Annotated in this window: 25 protein-coding genes; 17 read left to right on the top strand and 8 right to left on the bottom strand. The window is 72.7% G+C overall.

Translation table 11 applies throughout. The annotated features are described in order from the left end of the window. Positions 1-105 precede the first annotated feature (105 nt). The 4 genes from GTY67_RS28630 to GTY67_RS28615 all read left to right on the top strand — a co-directional run bounded on the left by GTY67_RS28630 (position 106) and on the right by GTY67_RS28615 (position 4,022). Positions 106-2,541, top strand: coding sequence for a GTPase-associated protein 1-related protein (locus GTY67_RS28630; RefSeq protein ID WP_161280825.1), 2,436 nt, complete (start codon positions 106-108; stop codon positions 2,539-2,541). A gap of 61 nt (positions 2,542-2,602) precedes the next feature. Further along, positions 2,603-2,893, top strand: coding sequence for a hypothetical protein (locus GTY67_RS28625; protein ID WP_161280824.1), 291 nt, complete (start codon positions 2,603-2,605; stop codon positions 2,891-2,893). 92 nt (positions 2,894-2,985) lie between these two features. Then, positions 2,986-3,345: a hypothetical protein gene (locus tag GTY67_RS28620; RefSeq protein ID WP_093686112.1), complete on the top strand. Its 360-nt coding sequence runs from the start codon at positions 2,986-2,988 to the stop codon at positions 3,343-3,345. Between the two features lie 92 nt (positions 3,346-3,437). After that, positions 3,438-4,022, top strand: coding sequence for a hypothetical protein (locus GTY67_RS28615; protein WP_161280823.1), 585 nt, complete (start codon positions 3,438-3,440; stop codon positions 4,020-4,022). A 60-nt stretch (positions 4,023-4,082) separates the two neighbouring features. Here GTY67_RS28615 and GTY67_RS28610 read toward each other — a convergent pair whose 3' ends face one another. Beyond that, positions 4,083-4,547, bottom strand: coding sequence for an ATP-binding protein (locus GTY67_RS28610; protein ID WP_093686114.1), 465 nt, complete (start codon positions 4,545-4,547; stop codon positions 4,083-4,085). Positions 4,548-4,702: 155 nt separating this feature from the next. On the opposite strand from GTY67_RS28610, the gene GTY67_RS28605 reads away from it, so the two are divergent. The 5 genes from GTY67_RS28605 to GTY67_RS34705 all read left to right on the top strand — a co-directional run bounded on the left by GTY67_RS28605 (position 4,703) and on the right by GTY67_RS34705 (position 7,320). After that, a complete protein-coding gene (locus GTY67_RS28605; protein ID WP_161280821.1) occupies positions 4,703-5,578 on the top strand; it encodes a helix-turn-helix transcriptional regulator in 876 nt (291 codons plus the stop codon). Continuing rightward, complete coding sequence (locus GTY67_RS28600; protein ID WP_161280819.1) at positions 5,575-5,823, top strand: DUF397 domain-containing protein; 249 nt, start codon at positions 5,575-5,577, stop codon at positions 5,821-5,823. The genes GTY67_RS28605 and GTY67_RS28600 overlap by 4 nt, the downstream gene beginning before the upstream one ends. 222 nt (positions 5,824-6,045) lie before the next feature. Next, complete coding sequence (locus tag GTY67_RS28595; RefSeq protein WP_237502940.1) at positions 6,046-6,258, top strand: hypothetical protein; 213 nt, start codon at positions 6,046-6,048, stop codon at positions 6,256-6,258. Positions 6,259-6,614: 356 nt separating this feature from the next. Next, complete coding sequence (locus tag GTY67_RS28590; RefSeq protein WP_161280817.1) at positions 6,615-7,085, top strand: hypothetical protein; 471 nt, start codon at positions 6,615-6,617, stop codon at positions 7,083-7,085. A gap of 88 nt (positions 7,086-7,173) precedes the next feature. Beyond that, complete coding sequence (locus tag GTY67_RS34705) at positions 7,174-7,320, top strand: hypothetical protein (RefSeq protein ID WP_010072536.1); 147 nt, start codon at positions 7,174-7,176, stop codon at positions 7,318-7,320. A gap of 105 nt (positions 7,321-7,425) precedes the next feature. Here GTY67_RS34705 and msrB read toward each other — a convergent pair whose 3' ends face one another. The 4 genes from msrB to GTY67_RS28570 form a co-directional block, all read right to left on the bottom strand. Then, entirely contained in the window at positions 7,426-7,833 is a 408-nt protein-coding gene (gene msrB, locus GTY67_RS28585) for a peptide-methionine (R)-S-oxide reductase MsrB (protein WP_093686117.1), read from the bottom strand. A 65-nt stretch (positions 7,834-7,898) separates the two neighbouring features. Next, complete coding sequence (gene murC, locus GTY67_RS28580) at positions 7,899-9,299, bottom strand: UDP-N-acetylmuramate--L-alanine ligase (protein WP_161280815.1); 1,401 nt, start codon at positions 9,297-9,299, stop codon at positions 7,899-7,901. 69 nt (positions 9,300-9,368) lie between these two features. Beyond that, on the bottom strand, positions 9,369-9,821 hold the full coding sequence (locus GTY67_RS28575; protein ID WP_176727342.1) for an indole-3-glycerol phosphate synthase: 453 nt from the start codon (positions 9,819-9,821) through the stop codon (positions 9,369-9,371). A 227-nt stretch (positions 9,822-10,048) separates the two neighbouring features. Continuing rightward, a complete protein-coding gene (locus GTY67_RS28570; RefSeq protein WP_161280814.1) occupies positions 10,049-10,867 on the bottom strand; it encodes a pyrimidine reductase family protein in 819 nt (272 codons plus the stop codon). 37 nt (positions 10,868-10,904) lie between these two features. On the opposite strand from GTY67_RS28570, the gene zapE reads away from it, so the two are divergent. From zapE to GTY67_RS28550, 4 genes are all read left to right on the top strand, one after another. Next, positions 10,905-11,999 (top strand): cell division protein ZapE, encoded by a 1,095-nt coding sequence (gene zapE / locus GTY67_RS28565; protein ID WP_093686121.1) that lies wholly within the window; start codon positions 10,905-10,907, stop codon positions 11,997-11,999. A gap of 89 nt (positions 12,000-12,088) precedes the next feature. Further along, positions 12,089-12,514, top strand: a complete 426-nt coding sequence (locus GTY67_RS28560; RefSeq protein WP_093686122.1) for an OsmC family protein — start codon at positions 12,089-12,091, stop codon at positions 12,512-12,514. 204 nt (positions 12,515-12,718) lie between these two features. Continuing rightward, positions 12,719-14,122, top strand: coding sequence for an alkaline phosphatase PhoX (locus tag GTY67_RS28555; protein WP_161280812.1), 1,404 nt, complete (start codon positions 12,719-12,721; stop codon positions 14,120-14,122). Positions 14,123-14,394: 272 nt separating this feature from the next. Beyond that, entirely contained in the window at positions 14,395-15,129 is a 735-nt protein-coding gene (locus GTY67_RS28550; RefSeq protein ID WP_237503022.1) for a polysaccharide deacetylase family protein, read from the top strand. A gap of 72 nt (positions 15,130-15,201) precedes the next feature. Here GTY67_RS28550 and GTY67_RS28545 read toward each other — a convergent pair whose 3' ends face one another. The 3 genes from GTY67_RS28545 to GTY67_RS28535 form a co-directional block, all read right to left on the bottom strand. Continuing rightward, positions 15,202-15,915 (bottom strand): restriction endonuclease, encoded by a 714-nt coding sequence (locus tag GTY67_RS28545; protein ID WP_093686124.1) that lies wholly within the window; start codon positions 15,913-15,915, stop codon positions 15,202-15,204. Positions 15,916-16,330: 415 nt separating this feature from the next. Then, positions 16,331-16,519 carry a hypothetical protein gene (locus tag GTY67_RS28540; RefSeq protein ID WP_161280810.1) on the bottom strand — a complete coding sequence of 63 codons (189 nt, stop codon included), beginning with the start codon at positions 16,517-16,519 and terminating at the stop codon, positions 16,331-16,333. Between the two features lie 66 nt (positions 16,520-16,585). After that, positions 16,586-17,260, bottom strand: coding sequence for an AIM24 family protein (locus tag GTY67_RS28535; protein WP_093686125.1), 675 nt, complete (start codon positions 17,258-17,260; stop codon positions 16,586-16,588). A 72-nt stretch (positions 17,261-17,332) separates the two neighbouring features. On the opposite strand from GTY67_RS28535, the gene GTY67_RS28530 reads away from it, so the two are divergent. The 4 genes from GTY67_RS28530 (at position 17,333) to GTY67_RS28515 (ending at position 21,279) form a co-directional block, all read left to right on the top strand. Continuing rightward, a complete protein-coding gene (locus GTY67_RS28530; protein WP_161280808.1) occupies positions 17,333-18,085 on the top strand; it encodes a peptidyl-tRNA hydrolase in 753 nt (250 codons plus the stop codon). Between the two features lie 109 nt (positions 18,086-18,194). After that, positions 18,195-18,884: a haloacid dehalogenase type II gene (locus GTY67_RS28525; protein WP_161280806.1), complete on the top strand. Its 690-nt coding sequence runs from the start codon at positions 18,195-18,197 to the stop codon at positions 18,882-18,884. A 167-nt stretch (positions 18,885-19,051) separates the two neighbouring features. Beyond that, the gene (locus GTY67_RS28520; RefSeq protein WP_202462598.1) at positions 19,052-19,798 is read left to right on the top strand and encodes a DUF4142 domain-containing protein; all 747 of its coding nucleotides are present in this window, start codon (positions 19,052-19,054) and stop codon (positions 19,796-19,798) included. A gap of 191 nt (positions 19,799-19,989) precedes the next feature. After that, complete coding sequence (locus GTY67_RS28515) at positions 19,990-21,279, top strand: DUF692 domain-containing protein (protein ID WP_161280803.1); 1,290 nt, start codon at positions 19,990-19,992, stop codon at positions 21,277-21,279. Positions 21,280-21,282 lie beyond the last annotated feature (3 nt).

Genomic DNA, 21,282 nt, shown 5'->3' with positions numbered 1-21,282 from the left:
CGTCCTTGATAACGTCGCCCCCGCGGCCGTGGACTTCTCCCCCGACCCGGTCGCGTGGGTGGGTGGAACGGGGACCGGTCGCGGCAGGACGAAGAGGGCCGACAGATGAGCCTTGCACAGGTGCACCACATCTCCGCCGCGCCGGGGGAAGAGTCGACGGGCCGGTTCACGGCGGTCGGGCCGGGGGTGTCGGCGGCGCTGCTCGCCGAGATGGAACCGCTGGTCGGATACACACTCCCCGACGGGGCCTCGCACCGGCCCACGGACGCCGAACTCCGCTCCCTCCCGCAGGCGTTCACGTACACCGTGCTCTCCGACGGCAGCCGCCTGGTCGGGCGCACGGCTCCGGCGCGCGGCGAGGGCACGGCGCCGGTCCGGTTCCACACGCACGCGGTGCACATACCGGCAGGCGTGCCGCTGCCGGGCGACCGGCTGCCGGTGGAGGCGTGGCGGTCGCCGCACTGGGTCTCCGCGACACCGGTCGGCGGCGCGCTGCCCGACCCGCTCGGCACGTTGCCGCCGGGCCCCGCCCCCGTACGGGAGGGTCTCGACGACTTCGCCGTCTCGCGCGGCCCCTGGCTGGCGGCCGTCCTCGCCGATCTGCGCCGGGCGAGCGAGGAGGAGGCCCCTGCGGGCGGGCCGGTGGTGCTGGCGGAGAGGCAGTGCGCGGATGTGGCGCGCTGGCTGGGGCTGGCGGCGGTGGCGCTGCCGAGGGAGAGCGTGGAGCGGCTGACGTTCACCACGTACACGCGGCGGCCGGGGAGTTCGGCGCTGCGGGTGGTGGGGGTGCTGCCCGAGGACGCGGCGGCGGCGCGGGAGGCGGGGCTGCGGGTCCATGTGTGCGCGGACCGGCCCCCGGTGGACGCCACGGCGGACGTATGGGCGCGGACGGCGGCGCGGGTGTGGCGGAGCCGGGCGCCGGAGCTGTTCGAAGAGGCGCGCGGGCTGCCCGGGGACCCGTTCGCCGCCGGGCCGTTGGCGGTGATCGCACTGTGCGCCGGGGTCACGCTCGGGCCCGACGAGCGGGCGGCGGCGGCCGGTTGGGCGGCGGAGCGGCCGTACGCGCTGGACGCGAAGCGGATCGGCCAGTTGGTGGAGGCGCTGACCTCGCCGGGTATCGATGACCGTACGGGCTCCGAATTCGACGCGGTGGGGCGGCTGTTCGGCGCGCTGGACGGGCGGTGCCCGGCCTCGGTCACCGCGCCGCTCGCCGCGATGCTGGTGACGGAGGCGGTGCGGGGCGGGAACGGCTCGCTGGAGCTGCCGCGCCGGGACGCGTTCACGGGCCCGGACGGGGAGGCGATCGCCGGGGCGCTCGGCCCGGAGATCCTGGCCGAGCTGGAGAGCGGTGCGGGCGGTGCGCGCCCGGTCGCACGCACCGTACAACTGCTGCGGGTAGCACGGCTGTTGGGTGTGGACGGTACGGAGGTGCTGCCGGAGGTCGTCGACCGGCTGGCCCGGACGATCCTGGCGGAGGCGGACGGGGCCGAAGGGGCACCTGTCTTCGCCCCGGCCCTTCTTGAGCTGCTGGACGAGCAGTTCGACGTACGGACGGCGTTGCTCGGCGCGCTGGACCGGATCGCGCCCGAGGACCCGGGCGCGGTGGCCCGGTTCCTGGAGCGGGTCGCGCTGCCGTTCACCGGGACGCAGGCCCTGCCGCACCTGCGGATGTGTGCCGAGGTGCCGGGCGCGATGACCACGCTGGGCCGGGACCGTACGGCGGTCTGGCACCGGGTCCTGCGGGCGGCCGGCCTCTCCCCCTTCGCCGAGCCCCTGGTCCTGCGGACGGCGGTGGGCCTGGTCTGGGAGGACCGCGCGCCCACGGTGGAGGAGGCCCGGCTGCTGCTGGAGGCGGCGACCTCGGACGCGCACCGGGCGGCCGGTACGTGGGCCCGCCTGGTCGACGCGGCGCTCGGCGCCCCGGCAGAGACGGAGGAGGCCACCGCGCTCGCCCACGACCTGCTGCAAGGCTTCCCACAGGAGATCGGCGGCCGGGAACGGGCCGCGCTCCAGCTCCTGGACCTCTGCCGCGACCTGCGCACAGGAGCGCCGGAGCCCGGCTGGGCGGAGCAGGTCCGCACGCTGCGCGACCGGGCCGCCCCGCTCGAACCAGCCGTCCAGGAGCGGGCGTTCACCGCCCTGGTGGAACGCCTGCTGGCCCCGGACCGGCCCGGGGCGGAGCTGTACGCCTTCGTCCGGAGCGACGACGCCGACCTGATCGCCGCCTACGACCGCGCGGCCCGCGCCGAGCCGACCCGCGCCCGCCTCCGCACCCACCCCGCCTACGCGGCCGACTGCTTCACCCACTGGACCGCCCACCCGCACGCGGGCCCCGCCTGGACGACCACGGCCGCCGCCCTCCTGGAGGAGGTGCTGCGCCCGGCGGTGCGCGGGATGACGGCGGAGGCCGTGGCGGAGGTGGAGGAGACGGTGGGCCGGACGGGCAGCAGCGGCCGGGCCAACGCCTTCCGCGACTGGAACCGGTCGCGCGCGCTGGGCCGCCTGGGGCGGCGGATCGCGGGGCGGGTGCGGCGGGGCTGAGCGTCGGCACCACACACCATCAGCACAGGAGGAGCGGCAGCCCCTGCCGTCGCCCTCTCGGATGCGGCGCATAGCCCTCGCCGTCGCACTCGCGCTGTCCGTGCCCCTGGTCGAGGGCGGCGCGGCGATGGCCGAGTCGCCCACGGCTCCCGTGCAGAAACCACAGGTCAAGGACCCCGCTTCGGCGTTGCTCATGGCGCGCTTGCAGGACCGTCGGATCGAGGCGACGGGCGAGCGGACCGAGGCGACGACGAGCTGGGCCAACCCGGACCGGCGGATCTCCGTCACCGACGAAAGCCCCGCCGCACTGCGCAACCCTCCCATCGCGAAGCTGGCCGCCGCCCTGCGGTGACCTTTGATCCATCGAAGAAGGCCGGGGGTCCCGGAGTGTGCGTCCGGGGCCCCTCCGCGAAACCGGGGAACTGGCGACTAGAATCGGGTTCCATGTCGAAGCCTGACGAGTTGCTCGTTGATGTGGCCGCCCTGGTCGAGTCCGGAAACAGCAACCAGATGTCGCTGACCGTCGTCGCCGGGGGTGCCGTCATCACCGGCCGGCTGGCCCCCGAGGCCGTCTGGAGGCAGCGGGTCTCGGAGGTCCTGGCGGACTCTTCCCAGCTGAGCGAGTTCTCCGCCGCCTTCACCGCCGCATCGCGCAAGGAGGGGCCGCCCACACATCTGCACTTCCATGTGGCGCGCATCCTCCAGGGCTCCGTGGGGATCCCGGAGACGGGCGGGATGTACCGCGTGGCGATCGAGGACGTCAGCGCCTGGACCATGGGCGACTTCAGCTACTCCGACCACTGACCTCACCCCGCCTCCGCCCGCTGAACCTACTCGGCCTCCGCCCGCCGGTCCCGCCCGGCCCGTCGGCAGACCTCGCGCGCCTGGGAGCCGTGATGACCGAGCCGAGCGCCGCGCTCTGGTGGCTGCCCGTCGGGGCCGGCGGGCGCGTGGTGGTCCGTACGAGCCGGTGGTGGGAGGAGCTGGCGGCCCGCCGGGAACACCGTGAACCGCGGCCGCTGTTCCATGCCGCCCTGGAGGTGTTCTCGGACGGGGGACGCCACGTCATCGAGATGGGCCCTGCCTGGGGTCAGACCTCTCCGTCCCGTGGTGTCGTGGCGGCGGGCCCGGTCGGGTGGAGGCCGCTGGGGCGGTGGCGCCTGTTCCGTTACGAGGTCCGCTGCTGGCCGGAGGGCGTCCTGCCCGACCGCGACCTGGCGGTCGGCGCACCCCGGCAGTTCGCCCTCACTCCGGACGGTGCGCGGAGCCTGCTCGCACGTGTCTCCACCGTGCCCGCCCTGACCTGGGGACGCGACGCCTTCGGGAGCGGTGACATGTGGAACTCCAACTCCCTCATCTCCTGGCTCCTGCACACCAGCGGTGTCGACGCCACCCGCATCACCCCGCCCGGCACCGGACGGGCCCCCGGCTGGGCCTGCGGAATCGCCGCCGCACGGGCCACGGCCGACTGCGACACCTGAAGGCCCGCACACCGCCGCCCGAACCGGTCGGCATGCCCGGGCGCAGCGCGCCGGGCCTGGTCAGTACAGCAGGTCCAGCTCCGCGCGGACCGTCTTGCCCGGCGGTTCGCGGTCGACGACCGCCCAGCGGTCCGCCAGCGCGTCCACGATCAGCATGCCGCGCCCGCTGTCGTCGCCGTCCGCCGGTGCGGTGATCTCCCCCGGCCCCGGGGGCCGGCACTCGCCCCGGGTGTCGGACACCTCGATCCGCAGGACCCCCAGGATCTCCCGGTCGCCGGGCGTGTGCGTCAGGCGCAGCTCGAAGTCACGGCCGGGGACGCGCCCATGGGTCACCGCGTTGGCCGTCAGCTCCCCGATGATGAGCGCGGCCGACTCCGAGGCGTCACTGAGGTACGGGATGCCCCAGGTGTGCAGCTGGTAGAGGCCGACGCGGCGGGCGAGCCGGGCGCCGCGCGGATTCGAGCTGAACTGCCGCTTGAACACACGTACGGTTACGTCGGGTTGGGCCTTCGTAGGTGCTTCCATGCCCCCAGATTCCGGGCGCGAGGCCCGTCTCCACCAGGTCAGCGACCCGTACGCTGAGTCAGCGTACGGGCGCAAAGGGTAGACAGTACGAATCACGTTCCGTGAGCATGGACGGGTTGGAGAACCAGGACAGGCCCACGGGGAGGTGGCCGTACATGACGCACGGCACGGATGGCATCGACAGTACGTACGGGACCTTCGGCAACGGCGGCGCGATCCGCCCTGGATCCGAACCCCACTACAACCTCAAGATGTTCGGAGAAGTCGTCAAGACCTTCCGCAAGCGGGCCCGGCTGACGCAGGAACAGTTCGCACCGCTCGTCGGGTACTCACTGGAGACCATCGCCTCCATCGAACAGGGCCGCCGCCTCCCGCCGCCGGACTTCGCGGAGCGCGCGGACAGCGTTCTCGACGCGTTCGGCGTGATTCTGGCGGCGGCGAAGCATCTGACGCGGCGGAAGGGGCTGGCGAGCTGGTTCCGGCAGTGGGCGCTGCTGGAGTTGGGGGCGCTGAGTCTGTACACGTACGAGTGCCGGTTGATTCCGGGGCTGTTGCAGACACCGGCGTACGCGCGGACGCTGTTCGCGGACCAGTTGCCGCCCCTCGACGACGAGCAGATCGAGGCACAGCTCGCGGCTCGGCTGGAGCGTCAGCAACTCCTGCGGAACCGCCCCAACACCGCGTTCACCTTCATCCTGGAAGAGCACCTGTTCCTGCGGCAGTTGGGCGGCGAGGAGGTCACCAATGAGCTGATCGACCACATTCTCGACCTGTCCGAGCTGCGCAACGTGGACATCCAGATCATGCCGCTGGTACGGCATCACCACGCGGGCCTGCACGGGCCGATGCGGCTGCTGGAGACACCGGAGCACCAGTGGTTCGGCTACTTGGAGGGGCAGGAGCACGGGCAGTTCATCTCCGACCCCAAGGTGATCAGCGCACTCCAGATGCGGTGTGCCAGTATGCGTTCACAGGCTCTCTCGTTGGACGACTCCAAGAGCCTGATGCGGCGTATGCGAGGAGCGAGATGAGCACCACCACAGACCTGGCCTGGTTCAAGAGCAGCTACAGCAGCGGCTCCGGCGACTCCTGCGTGGAAGTGGCCCTGGAATGGCACAAGTCGAGCTACAGCAGCGGCTCCGGTGACGACTGCGTCGAGGTCGCCGCCTGCCCCTCCACCGTCCACGTCCGCGACTCCAAGATCGAGGAGAGCCCGCAGCTCGCCCTCGCCCCGACCGCCTGGACGCGCTTCCTCTCGTACGCCGCCCAGGGCTGAGCGGGCCCTGAGCCTCCGTCAGCCGCCTTGCTGCTCGCGGGCGGCTGACCCTACGGACTCCGCGCGCAGCCGCGACGTAGAGCGCCAGGAATGCCCCCAGGCGCCACAGGTAGGTGCGCCGGTTCTCGCGTCTCAGGGTGCGGACCCGGGCCCTGGCGCTCCACGGGAGCCAGTGGGGACCGCCGCTAGGACCGTTCGGACGGGCGCAGGTACGCGCTGAGCGTGACGGCTGAGCACCGCCGGGACCTGGCCCGGCTCTTCGCCCCGATGGCCGAGGCGATGAACGGCCTCGTGGACGGCATGGACGACGTGGAGCGCGCGGCGGTCACCCGCCGGCTCACGGGCACGGTCGAGATCCTGCGCCGGTCGACGGCCGAACTGACCCGGGCGCGGGAGGCCGACGGGCAGGCCGGTGGGCGGACACCGCCGGAGTGATCACACCGGCAGCGGCCATCACGTCATGATCCTGCCCGTCCTCGCCGGGAGTGCACCCGGACCGCTCAGCTCAGCGGTGCTCACCTCGCGGTGCTCAGCTCGCGGAGTCGGCCAGGACCCCGAGTCCCGCCACCAGCCCCACGTACGCGAGCACCAGCGCGCAGAGCATCAGCAGCCGGCCGGTCACGATGGCCGGCAGGGCCACGCCCCGGTCCTGGCCGCCCAGCCGCTTGCCCGGCGGCGCCGAAGTGGCCGGACGGCCGGGTCCGGGCGCCGGGCCCGGACAGGTACCGTAAAGAGGTACCGATGTCACTCATGGGCCTCCTGGCGGGCTGCGTGAACCCAGGAGGAGCCGCATGACGACCAACCGTGGACGCAAGGACGTCATCCGTGACCGGATGGCCGCCACCGGCGAGTCGTACAACGTCGCCGCCCGCAACCTCAAGGCCATGAAGGACATGGGCGCCACCCGCGAGGCCGTCCTCGTCCAGCGCTGGACCCCCGCCGAGAGCTTCGACGTGCCGTGTCCGTGCGGCGGGACCTGCGAGCCCGGCGAGACCTGCGGCCACTGCCACGCCCTCCACCGCCATGTGAAGCGCTACCCGGGCTCCACCACCGAGGTCGAGACCTGGGCCGACCGCTACGAGTGCACCGGCTGCTCCTCCTCGTACACCCTCACCATCCACCTGGCCGGGCGTCCCTGGGGTGTCGCGGAGACGGTCGTGCAGGGCGGGTCGGCCGAGGAGGTCGTACGGGCCCGGGTCTTCCCCGGAGTCATCCACCCGCTGCTGCGGTCGGAGGCGGCCGAGGATCCCCACCAGGGGTGAGGCACCCCTCGGTGAACCCGCCGTCACCGTGAGCGTGCGGCCGGGCGTTTACGGGGTAGGCGAGCGGCAGGCCCTTCAAGGAGGAACCATGTCCCGCCTGATCGCTCGCATCACCCAGTTCACCCGCAGCCCGCAGGGCCGGCGGACCATCGAGTCGGCCCGACGCGCGGCGGCCGACCCGCGTAAGCGCGCCCAGGCACGCAGCCTGTTCGGACGGTTGCGCGGACGCCGGTGACTTCGGCGCTTCGGCGGAGAGCCGGAGCGGTGCCGGGAAGCGTATGCCTCAGATGCCCGCACAGGTCTTCCTGTGCGGGCATCGGGCCCTCCGTGGGCGCCCGGCTCAGCTCTCGTCCGGCGCCAGGGTCAGCGAGATCGAGTTGATGCAGTACCGCTGGTCCGTCGGGGTCGGGTAGCCCTCGCCCTCGAAGACATGGCCCAGGTGCGAGCCGCAGCGGGCGCACCGCACCTCGGTGCGGACCATGCCGTGGCTGCGGTCCTCGATCAGCTCCACCGCGTCGGTGTCCTTCGGGTCGTAGAAGGACGGCCAGCCGCAGTGCGACTCGAACTTGGTGTCCGAGCGGAACAGCTCCGCCCCGCAGGCCCGGCAGGAGTAGACGCCCGCCGTCTTGGTGTCGGTGTACTCCCCCCGGAAGGCGGGTTCGGTGCCGGCCTGGCGCAGGACCTGGTACTCGGCGGGGGACAGCTCCGCCCGCCACTGCTCGTCCGGCTTCTCGACGTCGTACGGCACGGCTCGCTCCCTCGGTTCGACAGGTCGTCGTTCGATCGGTTGTCGTTCGATCCGTTGTCGCTCGGCTACTGGTCGTTCGACAGGTGGTCCAGGATGCGCGGGCCGAGGTCGGTGACATCGCCCGCTCCCATGGTGAGAACGAGATCACCGGGCTTCGCCATTCCCGCGACGGCGGCCGGGACCGCGTCCTGGTCGTGGACGGCGGTGACCTCGGCGCCCGCCGCCTTCGCCGCGTCGATGATCAGGGCGCTGGTGATGCCCGGGACCGGGTCCTCGCGGGCCGGGTAGATGTCCAGGACCACGGAGGCGTCGGCCAGCGCGAGGGCCTGGCCCATCTCCGCACCCAGCTCCTGCGTACGGGAGAACAGGTGCGGCTGGAAGACGACCAGGATGCGGGCGTCGGCGGCGGCGCCGCGCATGGCCTCCAGGTCCGCGGTCATCTCGGTGGGGTGGTGCGCGTACGAGTCGATGACCTGCACGCCCGCCGCCTCGCCCTTGAGCTGGAGGCGGCGCTTGACCCCGGTATAGCTGCCGAGCGCCGAGGCGAGGTTGTGCGCCGGGATGCCGAGGGCGACCCCGGCGGCGAGGGCGGCGACCGCGTTGTGGGCGTAGTGGGCGCCGGGGACCGAGACGGTGAACGTGAGGAACTTGCCGTTCAGCAGGACCGTGACCTCGCTGGTCAGGCCGCGCGGGGTGACCTTGTGGACACGTACGTCGGCGTCCTCGGCGGAGCCGTACGTGACGACCTTGAGGTCCGAGAGGTCGCGGACCCGGCGGGTCAGCTCCACCGCGCCGGGCTGGTCGGCGGAGATGACCAGGGTGCCGCCGGGGACGACCTTGCCGACGAACGTCTCGAAGGAGTCGTAGATCTCGTCCATCGAGGCGTAGTTCGCGTGGTGGTCCAGCTCCACGTTGAGGACGATCGCGACCTCGGGGTCGTACTTCTGGAAGCTGCGGTCGCTCTCGTCCGCCTCCGCGACGAAGATGTCCCCCTCGCCGTGCGTGGCGTTGGTGCCGGGGCCCTCCAGGTCGCCGCCGATGGCGTACGAGGGGGCCAGGCTCAGCGAGGAGAGGGCGACGGCCAGCATCGATGTGGTGGTCGTCTTGCCGTGGGTGCCCGCCACCGCGATGGCGCGCAGGCCGTTCATCAGGGAGGCCAGCGCGTCGGAGCGGTGGACCACCGGGATGGCCAGCTCGTTGGCCCGCAGCAGCTCCGGGTTGTCGGCGCGGATGGCGCTGGAGACGACCACACAGGACGCGTCGTCGGCCAGGTGCCGGGCGTCGTGCCCGATGTGCACGGTCACCCCCAGCGCCCGCAGCGACTCGGCGGTGGCGGACTCCTTGGCGTCGCTGCCCGCCACCTTCGCCCCGCGCTGGGCGAGGATCTTCGCGATGCCCGACATTCCGGCGCCGCCGATGCCGATGAAGTGCGGTCGTTCCATGGCGGCGGGAATGCCGGGTGCCATCTGTGATCCTCCGTGCTCGTGGTGTGGTGGCGCGGTCCGGCTTGCCTCCGGTGGCCGCGCGGCTTCAGCCTATTCGCTGTGCGCGAAGAGCTTGAGCACCGGGACGCCGACCTTGTGCCGGGCGCGGGAGGCCCAGTCGCGGTGGAAGAACTCCTCCACGTAGTGCGGGGCGGTCAGGACGATGACCTCGTCCGCGCCCGCGTCGTCGACGACGGTCTTCAGCTTGTCCAGGGGGTGGTCCTCGATCACCTGTCCGACCGCTTCGGCGCCCGCCTCGCGCAGCGCCCGTAGCGAGTATTCGAGGCCGATCTCGGCGGGTTCGCGGGCCTCCTTGCCCTCCGGTTCCTCGCCCTCGCGGACGGCCTCCTTGAGCTCCCCCATCGCCACGTCGTCGATCGCGCGCAGCAGGACATCGGCCTGGTCGCCGCGCGGCTGCAACAGAACGACGAACGAGATCCGCTCCTCGCCGTGGAGGGTGGTGACGAAGTCCACGTCCTCGGGAGTGAGCGGCTTCTCGATCATCAAAACGCTTGTGAACACGACAGGCGCCCTTCCGCTTCTGCGTCTCGCCGACAGCCGGCTCGGCCGTCGACGGTCGTTTGCTGAAACCATCCTTCCCCGTGCTTCCACGGGGACTGCAGAGGTAAGTGTGCCCAGCCGAAGCTAACCGGAACGGGTAATTCCGCTAAGTGTCCCCCCGCCGGTGAACCCGCGCCCCCGAGGGGGTCACCGCGCGTCCCTACCGCCGGTTACCGGGCATCCCGCCGCCGGTACCGCCCGAAGAGGAACCCGTCCTCTTCCAGCAGCGACGCCAAGGCGAAACGTTCCGGCACGATCACTCCGGGGCCGCCCGCGATCCGCTGCGCGTCCCCGGCCGTGAGCATCGGGGAGAGCGTCAGGCAGAGCTCGTCCAGCGCCCCCGCCGCCACGAACTGGCCCAGCAGCCGGGGCCCGCCCTCGGTCAGCTGCCGCCGCAGTCCCCGGTCCGCCAGCTCCCGCACCGCGCGCGCCGGGTCCACCCGGGTGCCCTCGCCCGCGATCACCACCTCCGCGCCCGCCTTCCGGGCGGCGGCGATCCGGTCGGCGGGAGCCCCGGCACCGGTCACCACAAGGGTCGGGACCAGCGGCTCGGTGAAGAGCGGCAGCGAGAAGTCCAGGTCCAGCGAACCGGTCACCACCGCGATGGCCGGCGCGGGGCCCTGCCCGGCCGCCGCCCGCCGCGCCGCGAAGGCCTCCCGGGCGCGGGCCGGACGGTACCCCTCCTGGCGTACGGTCCCGGCCCCCGCGATCACCACATCGGCCAGGGCCCGCAGGGTGCCGAAGATGCGCATGTCGGCGGCGCAGGAGATGGGCTGCGAGCGGCCGTCGTGCTGGGCGGCGCCGTCGAGGGTGGAGACCATGTTGGCGCGCAGCCAGGCGTTCCCGGGGCCTTCGGCGGGGAGGCCGGTGGGGTACGCGTACGCCTCGGCCAGCTCGTCGAGGCTCCACTCGCGGTCCGTGAGCAGCTCCGAGGGGTCGGAGGCAGCGGCTGTTGTTGTCAGGTCCGTCACAGGGAACAGGCTTCGCATGGGTTGCAGTCTGGCACGGGCCTTAGGGTGGAGAGTTGTGTCGTCCTCCACCGCGTTTCCGGGGCAGAGCCCCCTTGCCGAAACGGCCCCGCTGTCCCTGTGCGCCCGCGAGCCGCGCGTCCCCGCCGACCGTCTGGTCGCCGAGATGGTGCCGCCGCCGCGCTTCGATTCGGTGCGCTTCGACACCTACGTACCCGACCCGAACCAGCCCAGCCAGAGCGAGGCCGTGACCGTCCTCGCGGGCTTCGCCGCCGGGCTCGGCGGGTCGCACGCGACGGGTGCCGGGCGCCGGAAGTGGTTCGGGGGCAAGAAGCCGGCCGCGCCGAGCGGTCCGCGCGGGGTGTATCTCGACGGCGGCTACGGCGTCGGCAAGACCCACCTCCTCGCCTCCCTCTGGCACGCCACGCCCGCCGAGCCGTCGCTGAAGGCGTTCGGCACGTTCGTGGAACTGACGAACCTGGTCGGTGCGCTGGGGTTCCAGCAGACCGTGCAGACGCTGAGCGGGCACCGGCTGCTGTGCATCGACGAGTTCGAGCTGGACGACCCGGGCGACACCGTCCTGGTCTCCTCGCTGCTCAGCCGGCTGGTGGAGCACGGGGTGGCGCTGGCCGCGACCTCGAACACGCTGCCGGGCAAGCTCGGCGAGGGCCGGTTCGCCGCCGCCGACTTCCTGCGCGAGATCCAGGGGCTGTCCGCGCACTTCCGCCCGCTGCGCATCGACGGTGAGGACTACCGGCACCGCGGACTGCCCGAGGCCCCGCCGCCGTACTCCGACGAGCAGGTCACCCGGGCCGCGTACGCCACGCCGGGCGCGTCGCTGGACGACTTCCCGGGGCTGCTGGAACACCTGGCGAAGGTGCACCCGAGCCGGTACGGGGCGCTGACCGACGAGCTGGGCGCGGTCTGCCTGACCGGGGTGACGGCGGTGCCGGACCAGTCGACCGCGCTGCGCCTGGTGGTGCTGGCCGACCGGCTGTACGACCGCGAGGTGCCGGTGCTGGCCTCCGGGCTGCCCTTCGACCAGCTGTTCAGCGACGAGATGCTGAACGGCGGGTACCGGAAGAAATACTTCCGGGCGATCTCGCGGCTGACGGCACTGGCACGTGACGCAAAGGGCCTGGTGACGCAGTAGGTTCGGGGGGTGACACCGGGTGCCCGTTCGGCGGCGTGCCCGTAACTCCGCTTCCGTACAACCGCGTACACCGTTTGAAGGGATCCACCATGGCTACCACGCGTCAGGCGCACACGGTCTGGGAAGGCAACCTGATCGAGGGCAAGGGGGTCGTCACCTTCGACTCCTCCGGCATCGGTGACTACCCCGTCTCCTGGCCGTCCCGCTCGGAGCAGGCGAACGGCAGGACGAGCCCCGAGGAGCTCATCGCGGCCGCCCACTCCAGCTGCTTCTCGATGGCGCTCTCGCACGCTCTCGCCGGGGCCGGCACTCCTCCCACCAAGCTGGAGACGAAGGCAGACGTCACCTTCCAGCCCGGCACCGGTATCACCGGCATCCACATCACCGTCGAGGGCGAGGTCCCCGGTCTGGACGAGTCGGGCTTCGTGAAGGCGGCCGAGGAGGCCAAGGCGAACTGCCCGGTCAGCCAGGCGCTGTCGGGTACGCCGATCACGCTGTCGGCCTCGCTGGCCTGACCCGCGCGGGCCGGCCGGAGCCCACGAGCGCCGACCGGCACCCCGGCGGCCTCCCTCCGGACGGCCCGGCAGCGCGGCGGTCCGGCTCGGTGGGCCGTCCCAGCAGCAACACGAGGCGCGGGGGCGCGCATGGTTCCCCCGCGCCTTCGTGCGTGCTACACACATGCGGGTCACGTCACCTGTCCGCCAACAGGGAGTTGCCTCATGTCATCCGAAATCCGGAACACAGCGACCGCAGCAACCGCACCCCGGCACACCGCGACACGACGACAGGTCCTGGCCGGCAGCGGCGCAGCGGCCGCGATCGCCTTCACCGGGGCCTTCTCCGAACTCTTCGCGGGTACGGCCGCCGCGCGCGGCCACGGCGGCTACGGCCCCCTGCTCCCCGACCCGGACGGCCTCCTCGACCTGCCGAAAGGTTTCCGCTACCGGGTGCTGTCCCGGGAGGGCGACCCGCTGCGCTCCGGCGAGGGCAAGGTGCCCAGCAACCACGACGGCATGGCCGCCTTCGCGGGCCGCAACGGCCGCGTCCACCTCGTCCGCAACCACGAGAACCGGCACACGGCGAAGATCGGCGTGCCGACCGTCGACGGGCTGACCTACGACCCGGCGGCCAAGGGCGGCTGTACGTCCCTGGAGCTGGACGGCCGGAACAAGGTCCTCGGCGAACGGGTCGCCATCGCCGGTACGGCGGTGAACTGCGCGGGCGGGCCCACCCCCTGGCGCACCTGGCTGACCTGCGAGGAGACCGAGGACAGGGCCGGAACCAACGGGTACACCAAGGACCACGGCTTCATCTTCGAGGTCGACGGCGCCGACCCGCGCCGCACCGGGGCAGTCCCGTTGACCGCGATGGGCCGCTTCCAGCACGAGGCGATCGCGGTCGACCCAAAGAACGGGATCGTGTACGAGACGGAGGACGCGTTCGACAAGCCGTTCGGCCTCTTCTACCGCTTCCTCCCGGCCGAGCCGCTCGGCGGCACCGGTTCGCTGCGGGCGGGCGGGGCACTGGAGGCGATGCGGGTACCGGGGCTGCCGGACCTCTCCGTGGTCCAGGAGACCGGGGCGAGCTTCGACCGGGTGGAGTGGGTGCCCGTACCGGACCCGCTGGCGGCAGAGACGCCCATCCGGCTCCAGGACTTCGGCCCGAAGGGCATCACGCACGCCCAGAAGCTGGAGGGCTGCTACTGGGGCGGCTCGTCCGTCTACTTCGTCTCCAGCTTCGCCCGCAGCGCCGAGGGTTCGGCGGCCGACCACTACGGCCAGGTCTGGCGGTACGAGCCGAAGAAGCGCCGCCTCACCCTGGTCGTGGTCTTCGGCCCGGACACCGACATCCAGCTCCCCGGCGAGTCCCCGGACAACATCTGCCTGGCGGCCGACGGCGGACTGATGGTCTGCGAGGACGGCGGCGGGGCGCAGCACGTGCTGGGGGTGACGCGGCGGGGCGAGGTGTACGCGATGGCGCGCGGGCGGCAGAACATCGGGACGCCCGAGAAGCCGGAGTGGGGTGAGTTCGCGGGGGTCACGTTCTCGCCGGACGGTTCGACGATGTACGTGAACTGCTACACGCCGGGGACGACGTTCGCGGTGACGGGGCCTTGGCGCTGAGGGGCTGCCGCTCCGGGGCGCCTTCGTCCTGACGGGCCGCGCCGGGCCGCGCCGGAGTGCCGCTATAACCACATAAGCGGAATGTCAGATATTTTCCGTGAGTGATCACTACTGCACGGAAATGGAAGACGGCTGCTCTGACGGCCGTGGGGGCGCTGCTCGGCGGCGCCCTGGCCGGGTGCGGGGGCGCCACCCCCGCACCCGCACCCACCTCTACGGCTCCCGCTGCCGCCTCCCCACTCGCTTCCGCACCCCCGAAGAAGCCGCCCACCATGGCCCCCGGCCCGGCGGGGCGCACCCCGGTCTTCGAGCGGCGCCCGAAGGCCGAGGGTGCCGGGGGCGGAGGCGGGGGCACAGCGGGAGGGGCCGCGGCGGAGAAGGTCGTGGCGCTCACCTTCGACGCCGACATGACGGCCGACCAGGGCCCCCGGGCGAAGGCGGGCGAGCGCTTCGACAACCCGGAGCTGATCGCCCTGCTGCGGCGGCTGAAGGTGCCCTCGACCGTGTTCATGACCGGGCGGTGGGCGGAGGAGTACCCGGCGCAGGCGAAGGGCATCGGCACGGACGACCTGTTCGAGGTCGCCAACCACTCGTACAGCCACCACGCCTTCACCGCCGACTGCTACGGCCTGCCGGTGGTCGCGAAGGACTCGATGGCCCGCGACGTGGAGCGGGCGTTCTCGGCGTTCCGCGAGGCCGGGGTACGGAACGTGGTGCCGTACTTCCGCTTCCCCGGCGGCTGCTACGACGACACGGCGCTGCGCGCGCTGGCCCCGGCGAACGTGACAGCGGTGCAGTGGGACGTGGTGAGCGGCGACGCGTTCGCGACGGATGCGGGTGCGGTGGCCGAGCAGGTGCTGGACGGGGTGCGGCCGGGGTCGCTGGTGGTGCTGCACTGCACGCGCAGCGCGGCGCCGGTCACCGCGGAGGCGATCGGCAGAATCGTTCCGGAGCTGCGGAAGCGGGGCTACCGGTTCGTGAAGGTGTCGGAGCTGATGGAGGGCTGAGGGGTCGGGGCGCGGCGACTTCCTAGCCATCGGGCAGGGGGCCGGTCTGAGCGACCCCTGCGCGGTCCGGGGTCAGGACAACGGGCTGGGGCCTCTCGGAGGCGGCACCGCCCGCAGGAGTTCCCAGAGGGGCCGGCCGCCACCGGCCCAAGCGGCAAGGGTGGCGCGGTCGACCAGGTGCAACCGCTGGGACTGCGCGAACTCCACGGCGGGCCTGGAGAACCGCCCGTTGGTGACGAGGACGACGACGTCCCCGCGGTGCACAGGGCGGCCGGTGCCGTTGAGGACATGCAGATCCGGGGTTCCGACCGCAGACCCGGCGGAACCGGCCTTGCGGTGCTTGCACTGGATGACCCAGCGGCGCCCGTACGGGTCGGTCGCCTTGACGTCGGCCCCGTGGTCCCCGGCGCCGCCGACCTGGACGGCGTCGGTGCAGCCGTCCCGGAACATCAGGTCCCGTACGGCGTGTTCGAACGCGCGGTGGTGCAGGTGGTCCAGCTGCTCCACCTGGTAGCGCAGCGCCCGGGCGCGCTCCTGCTCCTCCTGGAGCTGGGCGGCCCGATGGCGGTACCAGAGCACACCGCCCGCCACGGCGAGGGCAAGGGCGACGACCACGACCCACCGGTTCGCGGCGACCCAGTCGAGTAGCCGGCCGACCACCCACAGGGTGATGACGACGGGGATGAGGACTGCCGCCGGATGCCGTTGCTGCCGCTTGCGCGACAGCTGCTTCCTACGCGGCCGGGAGGCGGAACGGCGGGCCGGAGGACGGCGGCGGGCGCTCATCGGCCGGCGTCGGAGACGCCGGTGACCAGCTGGGTCACGATGTCGAGGAGCCCTTGCCCGAAAGCCGTCGGGGCCAGAAGCACAGCAACGTTGATGGTCAGCATTCCCCCACGCCTCTCCCCCGATCACCGACGCCCGTTTCTAACGCGCGCGGAGCGACGCCGTGCCGAGGTTGCCGGGAGTTGGCGCTATCCGGTGGTGCCCTGGCCGGATACGACGACCCGGCCCACCACAGGGTCAATGACGAGAATCGACCGGGCTTCACGCAGCGCGGGATGAGCCGCGTCGAAGGTCGGGCCGCCTCGGCATGAACCGTGACGGTGTGCCGCGGCTCCATCCCGTCCCCCGAGGCCCTGTTCGCGCCGAACTGAAACGGGCCCTGACGGAGTTCTCCGGCTGGGAGGCCGGACCGGACTCAGCCGGAGCAGGCCGAGCGCCCCGCCTCCTGCCAGGCGCAGACCGGGCAGAGCGTGGCGCCCTTGGCCGACTCCGGGTACTCGGTCGGCTCACGGCAGAGCACGCACTCCGCGAACGGCGGGCCCGCGTCCGCCTCCGTGATCGCGGGCGCGGGCGCGGGCGTTGCGCAGTACGAGGCGTCGTCCATGCCCACAAGCGTACGTAACCGGGCTGTCAGGCCGGGCTACCAGAGCCGTACCGTCGGAACGGGCTGTCAGTTGGAGGTCCGCTCCGGCCTCGCCTCGCTCGGCCGCACGATGACGAACCCCTCGCCCTGGAGCATCAGCTGCACGGCCTCGCCCGAGCCGCCGCGCACCATCGAACCGACGCTCTGGGAGCGGTGCAGGGTGGTCGTGAGCTGCTGGCTCCAGCCGACGACCGCGTCCGTGTCGACGTACACCGGCTGGGCGCCCGTCACCGGGATCACGATGGGCGTGCCCTCGCACATCAGGCCGAGCTTGCCGTAGCCGGAGAAGACGCTGTTGAACAGGCCGCCGCCGACCATTCCGGCGCCCTTCACCGTCTTGATCTCGTACGAGAGGGTGGCGTCGAAACAGAGGACGTTGCGGCCGTTGATGGTGAGCTGGTCGCCCTGGTCCATCTCCACGATGAAACAGTTGGCGGCCTCGTGCGCGAACCACGCCTCGCCCTGCCCGCGTACGGCCATGAGCGCGAGTCCCTCGCCGGTGACCGCGCGCTTGAGCAGGCCGCCGATGCCCTGGCCCTTGCGCTCGAACTGGAGGTTGCCGCGGAAGGCGATCATCGCCCCCTGACGGGCGTGCATCTCCCCGTTGACGGCGTACTTGATCGACTTGGAGTTCTGCAAGGTCATGCCGGGGGCGGTGGCCGGCTGGGCCATGTGCTCGCTGGAGAAAAGGTCGCTCTTCATGCGGAGCATCCTCACCCGGGCCGGCCCGTCAAGCCAAGGAGCCGGTAGGGCTCCGCCTGGCAGACTGGGACCGTGAGCAGCGACGACACCTCCCAGAACACCACCTCCCCGAGCCCCTTCCACAACGGCCCGACCGACCGGGACGAAGCCCCGCAGTACGTGCTCCCGCTCGTGGTGCACCTGGAGAAGACGGACCCGCCCGCCCGCACGGACGCCCTGCGCACCGCCGCCCGCGCGGTACTGACGATCCTGTCCGACGAGCGGTCCCTCGGCGAGGGCGAGTGGGCCCGGGCGATGCGGGACTGGGAGGACGCCCGGATCCGCAAGGTGGTGCGCCGGGCGCGCGGCGCGGAGTGGCGCAAGGCGGCCGCCCTGCCCGGGATCACGGTGACGGGCGACAGCGCGGAGGTACGGGTGTACCCGCCGATCCCCCTGGACGGCTGGCCCAAGGAGCTGGCCAAGCTCCAGGTGTCGGGCACCGACCTGGACGACCCCGAACCGCCCGCCGCCCCCGACCCCCAGGGCCCGGTCCTCTGGCTCAACCCGGAGCTGGAGATGTCGGCGGGCAAGACGATGGCGCAGGTCGGCCACGGTGCCCAGCTCGCCTGGTGGGAGCTGTCCGACACCGAGCGCAAGGCCTGGCGCGAGGCGGGGTTCCCGCTCTCCGTGGCCACGGCCACCCCGGAGCGCTGGCGGCAGCTGACCACGAGCGGCCTGCCGGTGGTACGCGACGCGGGGTTCACGGAGATCGCTCCCGGGCCTACCGTCGCCGTGGAGGGCGGTCTGCGGTTCTGCCCTCTCGGGGGCGTACGCGTCCGCCGGTGAACGCGCGCACCCCGTCGTAGTCCCGCCGGGGAACGCACACGCCCCTCGGAAACCCGCCGGTGAACGCACACACTCCCCCCCCGCCCTCGGAAGCCAGGAGAGCCCGGACATGGCAGAGCTGGACATCGACGTCCTCGTCTTCGACATCCTCGGCACCCTCGTCGACGAGCCCGCCGGGATCCGGGCCGGTATCCGCGCCCTCGACCCCTCACTCGACGATGCCGGGACCGAACGGCTCCTGCTGCTGTGGCAGCGGCACATCGAGGACGAGCAGCGCCGCATCCTCGACGGCGACCGGCCCTACGCCCCCAGTGACGTCCTCGACCGGGAGGCCGCCGGGCTCGTCGCCGAGACCGCCGGGGTCGACGATCCGGCCGCCGTGGCGGCGCTGGCCCTGTCGGCCCGCCAGCTTCCGCCGTGGCCCGACACCGTGGCCGGTCTCGCCCGGCTCGCCGGGCGGTTCCCCCTGGTCGGGCTCTCCAACGCGAGCCGCACCGCGCTGCTCGGGATCGACGCCCACGCCGGACTCCGCTGGCACCAGGCCCTGTCCGCCGAGGACGCCCGGGCCTACAAGCCGGACCCGGAGGTCTACCGGCTGGCCGTCACCGTCTCCGGGCTGCCGCCGGAGCGGCTTCTGATGGTCGCCGCGCACTCCTGGGACCTGCGCGGGGCCCAGGCCCTCGGGCTGCGTACCGCCTATGTCGCCCGGCCCGTCGGCGATCCGCCCGCCACGTCGGACAAGTTCGACGTGTACGCCGACGGGCTGGCCGGTCTCGCCGACCGGCTCGGCGCCCCGTAGGCCCGAACCGGTCCACCCGCGGCTGAGTATTCCTGCGCCCGACTACGTATCTCCCGATACCGCCCCACCGGCATTACCGCCAAATAGCCTGCACGGCGAGCCAGTAGGCGGTTGATTGACGCCTGATCGACGCTGTCACGCCTCGCCTCGCCCCGGGAGACACCTTGTTGCGACGCATCAACGGAACGGCCCTCATCATCGCGGCACTGGTCGCCACAGTCGGCGCGCTCGCCTTCCCCGTCTGGTCCTACGCGGACCGTTCGGGCACCGGCGAGGCGAACCTGAACGCGTCCAGCGTCGCCACCCAGTGGGGCCCGCTCTCCGCGACCGACCGGGACTTCCTGGTCAAGGTGCGCCTCGCCGGGCTGTGGGAGCTGCCCGCCGGGCAGCAGGCGATCGAACGGGCGCCCAGCGAGGCGACGAAGGCCGCCGGGGACCACCTGGTCGTCGGCCACACGGACCTGGACCGGCGGGCCCGGGACGTGGCCGCGAAGCTCGGGGTGGAGCTGCCCAACCAGCCGACCGAGCAGCAGCAGGCGTGGCTGGCGGAACTGACGGCGGCGAGCGGGGACGAGTACGAGCGGAAGTTCGCCAACATCCTGCGGGCCGCCCACGGCAAGGTGTTCGGGCTGATAGGCCAGGTCAGGCACACCACCCGCAACACCCTGATCCGGCAGCTCGCCAGCGACGCGAACCAGACCGTGCTGGACCACATCACCATGCTGGAGGGCACCGGCTTCGTCGATTTCGACGCCCTGGCGCGCGAGGCGGCCGGCGGGTCCACGGCCAGCCCCTCGGGCCCGCCGATGCCGCAGGGCGGGCAGGTGCCGCAGGTTCCGGTGCCGGTGACACCGACCGGCGACCAGTCGTTCACCTCGCGCCCGGTGCCGCCGACTATGCCGCCGCTGCCGTAAAGCCCTCTGCCAAGCCCTCCGCCGTGATGCGGCCTCCGAAGCCGCTCCCGTAAGACAGCCTTCCCAGCCGATGCCGTACCGAGACCCGCCCGCCCGGAACCTCAAATCCTCCTCTGAACGTCCCCCTGTTCGGGTTGGACGCCGCTCCCCGGGGCCATCACCCCGGGGACCGAGCGGAGGAGGGGGACACCATGAAGCTGGGCATCGGGATCGGCTGGCGGCCGGAGATCGCGGCCGAGGTGGAGGCGCTCACGGGGATCGACTGGGTCGAGGCGGTGGCGGAGAACCTCTGTGCCGACCACCTCCCGGACTCCCTGGTGCGTCTGAGGGAGCGGGGCGTGACGGTCGTGCCGCACGGCGTCTCGCTCGGCCTGGGCGGTGCGGACCGCCCGGACGCCGAGCGGCTCGCCGGACTGGCGGCGCGGGCCGAGCTGCTGGGCACGCCGCTGGTGACCGAGCACATCGCGTTCGTACGGGCCGGGGGGCCGCTGGCCGCGTCACCGCGGCTGGAGGCGGGCCACCTGCTGCCGGTGCCCCGCACCTGGGACGCGCTGGAGGTGCTCTGCGAGAACGTGCGCATCGCCCAGGACGCGCTGCCCGTGCCGCTGGCCCTGGAGAACATCGCGGCGCTGATCTCCTGGCCGGACGAGGAGCTGACCGAAGGGCAGTTCCTGGCGGAGCTGGTCGACCGGACCGGGGTGCGGCTGCTGATCGACGTGGCCAACCTGCACACCAACCACGTCAACCTCGGCCAGGACCCGGCGAAGGCGCTGGACGAACTGCCGGTGGAGGCCATCGCGTACGTCCATGTGGCGGGCGGGGTCGAGAAGGACGGCGTCTGGCACGACACGCACGCCCACCCGGTGACCGCCCCGGTCCTCGACGTGCTGGCCGAGCTGCGCTCCCGGGTCGACCCGCCGGGCGTGCTGCTGGAGCGCGACGACGCCTTCCCGCCGGGTACGGAGCTGGCCGGTGAGCTGGAGACGATCCGGGCCACACTGCGGGCCGGGGCCGCCGACCCACGCGGAGCCCGCCCTCGTACGGCGACGCCCTCGGCGCGCACCGCCGCCCCCGGAGCCCGCGACCGTACCGCCGTCGCCCAGACCGCACTGCTCTCCGCGCTCGTCGCGGGCACCCCGGCGCCCGAGGGCTTCGACCACCGGCGGCTGCGGGTGCAGAGCCGGGCGCTGGCCGCCAAGCGCGCCGACGTCGTCGCCAAGGTGGCGCCCGAGCTGCCGGAGATCCTCGGCGACGGCTACCGCGCCGCGTTCATCGACTACGCCAAGTCGCGCCCGATGAGCGGTGGTTACCGGCGCGACGCCCTCGACTTCGTGGAGCGGATCCTGATCTCGGGCGGCCTCCCCGACCCCGTGGCGCAGCGTCGGCTGACGCACTGGTGGGAGGACCGCTCCGGGCCCCGGCCGCCGAGCCGGGCCGGCCGTATCGTCCGGGCGGCCCGTGCCGTCCTCGTGGGGAAGTGACCG

Source organism: Streptomyces sp. SID8374 (assembly GCF_009865135.1).
Taxonomy (GTDB): Bacteria; Actinomycetota; Actinomycetes; order Streptomycetales; family Streptomycetaceae; genus Streptomyces.
This window is presented reverse-complemented; position numbering and strand designations above follow the sequence as displayed.